8 protein-coding genes are annotated in these 7,369 nt (G+C 75.5%); 5 read left to right on the top strand and 3 right to left on the bottom strand.

All coding sequences use genetic code 11. The features are described from left to right. Positions 1-26: 26 nt before the first annotated feature. From ACK586_RS21700 to ACK586_RS21710, 3 genes are all read right to left on the bottom strand, one after another. Positions 27-359 (bottom strand): hypothetical protein, encoded by a 333-nt coding sequence (locus ACK586_RS21700; protein WP_409332590.1) that lies wholly within the window; start codon positions 357-359, stop codon positions 27-29. A gap of 51 nt (positions 360-410) precedes the next feature. Continuing rightward, positions 411-1,856, bottom strand: coding sequence for an MFS transporter (locus tag ACK586_RS21705; protein ID WP_409332591.1), 1,446 nt, complete (start codon positions 1,854-1,856; stop codon positions 411-413). 222 nt (positions 1,857-2,078) lie between these two features. After that, on the bottom strand, positions 2,079-2,642 hold the full coding sequence (locus ACK586_RS21710; RefSeq protein ID WP_409332592.1) for a YceI family protein: 564 nt from the start codon (positions 2,640-2,642) through the stop codon (positions 2,079-2,081). A gap of 85 nt (positions 2,643-2,727) precedes the next feature. Here ACK586_RS21710 and ACK586_RS21715 point away from each other — a divergent pair, with 85 nt between their 5' ends. The 5 genes from ACK586_RS21715 to ACK586_RS21735 all read left to right on the top strand — a co-directional run. Continuing rightward, a complete protein-coding gene (locus tag ACK586_RS21715) occupies positions 2,728-3,219 on the top strand; it encodes a MarR family winged helix-turn-helix transcriptional regulator (protein ID WP_409332593.1) in 492 nt (163 codons plus the stop codon). A gap of 92 nt (positions 3,220-3,311) precedes the next feature. Then, positions 3,312-4,499 (top strand): sensor histidine kinase, encoded by a 1,188-nt coding sequence (locus ACK586_RS21720; RefSeq protein WP_409332594.1) that lies wholly within the window; start codon positions 3,312-3,314, stop codon positions 4,497-4,499. Then, complete coding sequence (locus ACK586_RS21725; protein WP_409332595.1) at positions 4,496-5,188, top strand: response regulator; 693 nt, start codon at positions 4,496-4,498, stop codon at positions 5,186-5,188. The genes ACK586_RS21720 and ACK586_RS21725 overlap by 4 nt, the downstream gene beginning before the upstream one ends. A gap of 228 nt (positions 5,189-5,416) precedes the next feature. Continuing rightward, positions 5,417-6,169 (top strand): ABC transporter ATP-binding protein, encoded by a 753-nt coding sequence (locus ACK586_RS21730; RefSeq protein ID WP_409332596.1) that lies wholly within the window; start codon positions 5,417-5,419, stop codon positions 6,167-6,169. A gap of 2 nt (positions 6,170-6,171) precedes the next feature. Beyond that, on the top strand, positions 6,172-7,369 hold a 1,198-nt coding region (locus ACK586_RS21735), incomplete at its 3' end, for an FtsX-like permease family protein (RefSeq protein WP_409332597.1).

The raw sequence follows: 7,369 nt of genomic DNA on the forward strand, positions 1-7,369 counted from the left end.
CCCGGCGACCTTCCCATGCTACGCGGTCAGCGGGGTGCGACCGCCGCCGTCGGCCGGTCGGCCAGGACGTAGGCGGCCCCCGCCGCGGCGATGGTGACCAGGCTCACGGCCACCCAGGCCGGCAGGCCCACCCCGAGCGCCAGCAGGTGCGCCGCGACGAAGGCGGCGACGTACCCGGCGCCCAGGCCCAGGGCGGTGACGGCGCCCCTGCGGCGGTACCAGTACCACCCGGCCGCGGCACCGGCCCCGAGGAAGATCGCACCGCCCAGGGCGCGGATCCCCGTGCCCTGCGCGACGCCGAATCCCGCGGCCAGGCCGACCGCGACGAGGACGGCGGAGGGAAGGGGCCTCGACGACATGCCCGCCAGTGTCCCCCACCGCCGGTGGACCCCCGGCCCGCGCCGGCGGGTCTACCGCCTCCCGGAGCCCCGGGCGGCGGTGCCACCCGCGCCCCCGGGGACCGTGGCGGCCGGCGCGGGGGCCTTCGGGAGCAGGAGCGCGGCGAGCCAGCCGACCAGGGCGAAGGTGCCCACGACGACGATCGCGCTGAGGAACGGCGGGTTGCCGCCCGCCGTGGCGACCACCAGGACCGAGCCGGCGATCGCCACCCCCAGCGACGACCCGAGGTTCGACACGCTGCGCGAGACGCCGGAGATGTCGCCCTGCTCGTCCTCCGGCCAGGCGGACTGCACCACGTTGACCGACGCGGTGAGCATGGCGCCGACGCCGAAGCCCATGAGGAACAGCCCCGGCCAGAAGGTCCAGACCGCCGAGTCCACCCGGGCCAGCGCCAGGAGCAGGCCGAGCCCGCCGACGGTGCAGGTGAAGCCGCCCCGGATGAGCAGCCGTTGCGGGTGCCGGCTGGCCATCCGCTGCGCCATCCCGGACGAGAGCAGGATGCCGATCGTGGCCGGCACCAGCATCAGGCCGGTCTGGATGGCGTCGTAGCCGCGCTCCTGCTGGAGGAAGACCGAGATCACGAAGAAGGCCCCCTGCATGACCAGCCACTGGACGGTCTGCGTGATCAGCCCGAGGTTCGACGTCCGGTTGCGGAACAGCCGGACCGAGACCAGCGGTGCGCGGCCGCGGCGTTCCCGGGCAGCGGCGTAGAGGAAGAAGCCCACCAGCACCGCGACGCCGGCTCCCACGAGGAGCCAGACCCGGCCGCTGGACCAGCCGTGGACGTTGGTCTGCAGGATGCCGAACACCACGAGGAAGAGCCCGGCGGCGGACAGGACGGCGCCGAGGAGGTCGAAGGCCGGGCGCTCGGCGGGCAGCGGCGGGTCGTCGATCCGCCGCGCCAGCAACGCGACCCAGGCCACGAAGAGGACCTGGAGCAGGAAGGACGCCCGCCAGCTGATGGTGGCGGTGATCAACCCGCCGATCAGCGGCCCGGCGGCCGCTCCCAGGCCGGCGGCCCCGCTGACGACGCCGAACCACTTGGCCCGGTCCTTCACGTCGGAGAACAGGACCGTGATCAGGATGTAGATGGGCGGGATGAGCAGCGCCGATCCCACGCCCTCCAGCAACGAGTAGCCGACCGTCAGCACGCCGAGCCCCGGCGCGAGGGCGGCCAGCAGCGCACCGGCGCCGTAGACGGCCAGCCCCAGGAGGAAGCAGAACCGGCGACCCCAGATGTCGGTCAGCTTGCTGCCCGGGATCATCAGGGCGGCCATGGTCAGCGTGAAGAGGGTGATCGTGGTCTGGATGCCGGCGACGTCGGTGTCCAGGTCGTCGGCGATGGTGGTGATGGCCACGTTCATGTTCGAGGCCGCGTAGCTGGCGATGAACTGCGCCAGCGCCAGCGACAGGACGGCTGCGCGGGCCGCCCTGGCCGTGCGGGTGGGTGCGGTCACGACGGGTCCTCCTCCGGCGCGCGGTCTGGGCGCCCGCCCACGCTGGAGGAATCGCCCCCCCGGTGGCCTCCCCCACAGCGGACGAGAAGCCCGGAGCGCCCCCGCACGCGCACCCCGGACGCGCGAGGGCCCCGGACGCCGCACGGCGTCCGGGGCCCGTCCCCGGCCCCGTCCAGAGGCTCGGCCCGAGCGTGCGAGGGTCGAGGAGGACGGGGTCCTTCGTCAGGCGGTGCGGAGCACGGCCTCGATCTCGAGCTCGACGGTGATCTTGTCGCCGACGACGACGCCGCCGCCGTCCATCGGCATGTCGATGTCGACGCCGTAGGCCTTGCGGGAGATCTCGGTCTTCGCGCTGAAGCCGGCGCGGGTGCCGCCGTAGGCGTCCGGGCCGAAGCCGTTGAGCTCCAGCTCCAGGGTGACCGGCTTGGTGATCCCCTTGATGGTCAGGTCGCCGACGACCGACCAGTCGGCGCCGTCGGTGCGGACCTCGGTGGACCGGAAGGTCATCTCGGTGTGGTTGCCCACGTCGAAGAAGTCCGCGGAGCGGATGTGCGCGTCGCGCTGCTCCTGCCGGGTGTCGATCGAGTCCATGTCGATGCGGGCGGTGACCGACGACTGCGCCGGGTCGGCGGCGGTGACGATCTCGCCGGAGAAGTCCCGGAAGTAGCCGCGGACCTTGCTCACCATCATGTGGCGCACGGAGAAGCCGACGGTCGAGTGCGTGGGGTCGATGTCCCAGGTGCCGGCGACGTAGCCGGGGATCTGGACGGCAGCGGACTGGGTCATGGGGATCTCCAAGTGGTTGAGCGTTTGACCTTCTGCCCGCTGAGCGTAGTTGAAGGCTTGACTATTCCGCCAGTACCCTCGGGTCATGTCCTCGTCGTCGGGATCGCCGGAGCCCTCCCCCGGCGGCACGCGCTGGCTCGACGCGGAGGAGCAGAAGGCCTGGCGCGCGTACCTGTTCAGCACGATGCTGCTGCAGGACCGGCTCGACCGGGAGCTCACCTCCGCGACCGGCATCTCCCACGCGTACTACGAGATCCTCGTCGCGCTCTCCGAGGCGCCCGGCCGGTCCATGCGGATGAGCGAGCTCGCCGACCGCTGCCTGTCCTCGCGCAGCCGGCTGTCGCACGCGGTCTCGCGGCTGGAGGAGCAGGGCTGGGTGCGCCGCCAGGTCTGCCCCGAGGACGGCCGCGGGCAGCTCGCCGTCCTGACCGACGAGGGCTTCGCCGCGCTCGAGGCCGCCGCGCACGTGCACGTCGAGAGCGTGCGCACGCACCTGTTCGACCAGCTCACCCCCGCGCAGGTCGCGTCGATGCGGGACGTCGGCGAGACGCTGCTGCGCCACCTCGGTCCCCGCTGACCGCCCGGCCGGGGTCGTCCCCCGGCGCGACGGGCGGGTCATCCCGCAGGTGGACGACGCCGGGCTGAGCGCTGCCTAGATTCGACGTCACGATGGACGAACCGATGGAGCGCGCGGCCGACCGGCTGCGCCGGCACCCGCTGGCGGTGGACGCCGTGCTCGCCGGGGCCTTCTGGTTCACGCTGGTGGTCCTGCCGGCCGGCATGTTCTGGCCCGGCGGGGACGCCGCACTGATCACCGGCACGCTGCTCGCCGTGCCCCTCGTCTGGCGGCGGCAGGCCCCGGTCGCCGCGGCCGCGGCGGTCACCGTCGTGGGGTTGCTGCGACTGGGGGCGATCCCCCAGCTCATCCCGGCCGACCTCGCCGCGCTGGTCATGGTCCACGCGCTGGCGGCCTACGCCCCCCGCTGGGCGGCACGGGCCGGCCTGGCGCTCGGCCTGCTCGGCGCGGTGCTGGCCGCGACCTTCTACTACGCCGTCGACTCCCCCGACGCGATGGTCGTGGCCACCGGCACGATCGCCGTCGCCGTCGTGGCCGCGTGGGCGCTGGGCAACCTGCGCCGGGCCCGGCTGCAGCGCGAGGCCGGCCTGGAGGAGCGGGCACGCCTGCTGGAGATCGAGCGGCAGCAGGAGATGCGCCTGGCGGCCACCGCCGAGCGCGCCCGGATCGCCCGCGAGATGCACGACGTCGTCGCCCACTCGCTGTCCGTCGTCATCGCCCAGGCCGACGGCGGTCGGTACGCGGGCCGCAACGACCCGGCCGCGGCCACCGGTGCGCTGGAGGCGATCGCCGCGACCGGCAGGCAGGCGCTCACCGACATGCGCGCGCTCCTCGGCGTCCTCCGCGAGGGGCCGGGCGAGGAGTACGCGCCGCAGCCCGACGTCGCCGCCGTCCCCGCGCTGGTGGAGGACGTGCGGGCCAGTGGCCTGGACGTGGACCTGCTCGTGGAGGGCGAGCCGCGGCCGCTGCCGGCCGGCCCGCAACTGGCCGCCTACCGGATCGTCCAGGAGTCGCTGACCAACGTGCTCAAGCACGCCGGCTCCTCCGGGCGGGCCTGGGTGCGGCTGTCCTGGCGGGACGACGGGCTGGAGGTCGCGGTGCTCGACGACGGCCGGGGGGCCTCGGCCGCCCTCGTGGAGGGCGCGCCGCAGGGCGGTGGCCAGGGACTGCGCGGCATGGTGGAGCGGGCGCAGCTGCACGGTGGCCGGCTGACCGCGGGCCCCCGGTCCGGCGGCGGCTTCTCCGTGCACGCGCACCTGCCGTACGGGACCCGCCGGTGAGCGGGCCGATCCGCGTCGTCCTCGTCGACGACCAGCAGATGGTGCGCGCGGGCTTCCGCATGGTCATCGACTCCCAGCCCGACCTGACCGTCGTCGGCGAGGCCGGCACCGGCGACGAGGCGGTGCGGCTGCTGGCCCGCACCCCGGCCGACGTCGTCCTGATGGACGTGCGCATGCCGGGCACCGACGGGATCGAGGCGACCCGGCAGGTGACGGCGCAGCCCGACCCGCCGCGGGTGGTCGTGCTGACCACGTTCGACCTCGACGAGTACGTGGTCGCCGCGATCGGCGCCGGGGCCAGCGGCTTCCTGCTCAAGGACGCGCCGCCGGAGGAGATGCTCGCCGCGGTCCGCACGGTGCACGCCGGGGACTCGGTGATCGCCGCGTCGTCCACCCGCCGGCTGCTGCAGCACGTGGCACCGATGCTGCGCGGGGCCACCTCCGCTCCCGCCGCGGAGCCCCGGGAGCTGGCCGAGCTGACCCCGCGCGAGCGCGAGGTGCTGGTGCAGATGGCCTACGGCGCGACCAACGCCGAGCTCGCCGCGCACTTCGTGGTCAGCGAGGCGACGGTCAAGACGCACGTCGGGCGGGTGCTGGCCAAGACCGGCTCGCGCGACCGGGTGCAGGCCGTCGTCCTCGCCTACCGCACCGGCCTGGTGCAGCCGGCCGACCTCCTCCGCGACGCCTAGCACCCCTCCCGGTGCGTGCAGAAGTGCAGTTCTGCCCCGCGCAGAAGTGCAGTTCTGCGCGGGGCGTACGACCGGGGGATGACGGCGGGGTCGTCCCGCGGGGGCAGGGACGGCGGCGCGGAGATCGCCCGTCGCTCCGACGCGGGACGACGGCCTCCCCCGGCAGCGTGGGCGACGTCCCGCTCCCCCGTCGGAAGGCCCGAAACCGTGTCCGCTGCCGTCCCCGTGATGACCGTCCCCGGCGAGCCGCCGCCCACCGCCGACGCCGTCCGCGCCACCGGCCTGACCCGCACCTACGGCCGGGGCTCCACCGAGGTGCATGCGCTGGCCGGCGTCGACGTCGCCTTCGCCCGCGGTGCCTTCACCGCGATCATGGGTCCCTCGGGCTCCGGCAAGTCCACGCTGATGCACTGCCTGGCCGGCCTGGACGCCCCGACCGGCGGGCAGGTGTTCCTCGGCGACACCGAGCTGACCGGGCTGCGCGACGACCAGCTCACCCGGCTGCGGCGGGAGCGGATCGGCTTCGTCTTCCAGTCCTTCAACCTGCTGCCGGTGCTCGACGCGCGGGAGAACATCGTGCTGCCGATGCAGCTGGCCGGCCGCCGCCCCGATCCCGCGTGGTTCGACGCCGTGGTGGCCCGGCTGGGGCTGCGCGACCGGCTGCGGCACCGGCCGTCGGAGCTGTCGGGCGGCCAGCAGCAGCGGGTCGCCGTCGCCCGGGCGCTGCTCCCCCGGCCCGACGTCGTCTTCGCCGACGAACCCACCGGCAACCTCGACTCCCGCGCCGGCGCCGAGGTGCTCGACCTGCTGCGCAGCAGCGTGCGGGAGACCGGGCAGACCGTCGTGATGGTCACCCACGACCCGGCGGCCGCCGCCTACGCCGACCGCGTGGTGCTGCTCGCCGACGGCCGGCTCGCCGGCGAGATCGACCGGCCCACCGCCGACTCCGTCCTGAGCGCGCTGCGCGGGCTGGGGGCCTGACCGTGCGCTCCGTCACCCTGGCCGGTCTGCGCGGGCACGCCGCGCGGCTGGTCGCCTCCACGATCGCGATCGTCATCGCGGTCGGCTTCGTCGTCGCGACGCTGACGCTCAGCGAGACGACCCGGACCACCGTGCTCGAGGCGGTGGGGGCCCGCTACGTGAGCGCCGACCTCATCGTCACCCCGACCGGCAGCACCCCGCTGGACGACGTCGCCGCCGAGGTCGCCGGCGTCCCCGGCGTCGCCGCGGTCGACCTCGCGACCTCCACCTCCGTGCAGGCCCTCGTGCCCGGCCGCACGGGTGCGCAGTACCTCCTGGTCGACTCCGTCGCCGAGAACCCGGCGCTGCGCTGGCAGCAGCTGGCCGAGGGGGCGCTCCCCGACCGCGCGGGCGAGGTCGCGGTCAGCGAGCGGGTGGGTGCGCGGATCGGCGACGTCCTCACCGTGACCACCTACGACGACGCGGGCCGGAAGTCCACCTCGCAGGTCACCGTGGTGGGGATCGTGGACCTCGGCGGCGACCCGTCCTCGGGGCTGAACGGCCGCGCGTTCGTCGTCGGCGACCAGGTGGCGGCCTGGGACGCGCTGGGTCCGAGCGAGCTGCGTGTCGCCGGCTGGGGTCGCACCGACCCCGGCGCGCTCGCCGCCGACGTGCGGGCGGCGCTGGGGGCCGACGTCGAGGTCCGCACCGGGGAGGAGGCGGCCGTCGCGGAGGCCGAGGCGCTCACCGGCGACGCCCTGGTGCTCACCCTGGTGCTGCTGGTGTTCGGGACCGTGGCGCTGCTGGTCGCCGGGCTGGTCATCGCCAACACGTTCGCCGTGCTGCTCGCCCAGCGGACCCGCGAGCTCGCGCTGCTGCGCTGCGTGGGCGCCACCGCCCGGCAGGTGCGCCGCAGCGTGCTGGCCGAGGCCGCGCTCACCGGCGTGGCGGCGTCCGCGCTCGGGGTGGGTGCCGGCATCGGGCTGGCCGCCCTGGTCTCCTCGCTGGTGGGCACCGACTCGCCGGTGCCGCTGGCGGGCGTGTCGGTGCCGCTGTCGGCGGTGCTCGGCGGCCTGGCCGTGGGGACGCTGACCACGCTGGTCGCGGCCCTGGCCCCGGCGCGGGGGGGGGGGGGGGGGGGGGGGGGGGGGGGGGGGGGGGGGGGGGGGGGGGGGGCGGGGGGGGGGGGGGGGGGGGGGGGGGGGGGGGGGGGGGGGGGGG

It is taken from the genome of Trujillonella humicola (assembly GCF_046233715.1).
Lineage (GTDB): Bacteria > Actinomycetota > Actinomycetes > Mycobacteriales > Geodermatophilaceae > Trujillonella > Trujillonella humicola.

Coding starts and splice junctions, on each gene's coding strand:
- ACK586_RS21700 (WP_409332590.1), bottom strand. CDS start 359: ATGTCGTCGAGGCCCCTTCCCTCCGCCGTCCTCGTCGCGGTCGGCCTG.
- ACK586_RS21710 (WP_409332592.1), bottom strand. CDS start 2,642: ATGACCCAGTCCGCTGCCGTCCAGATCCCCGGCTACGTCGCCGGCACC.
- ACK586_RS21730 (WP_409332596.1), top strand. CDS start 5,417: ATGACCGTCCCCGGCGAGCCGCCGCCCACCGCCGACGCCGTCCGCGCC.
- ACK586_RS21715 (WP_409332593.1), top strand. CDS start 2,728: ATGTCCTCGTCGTCGGGATCGCCGGAGCCCTCCCCCGGCGGCACGCGC.
- ACK586_RS21720 (WP_409332594.1), top strand. CDS start 3,312: ATGGACGAACCGATGGAGCGCGCGGCCGACCGGCTGCGCCGGCACCCG.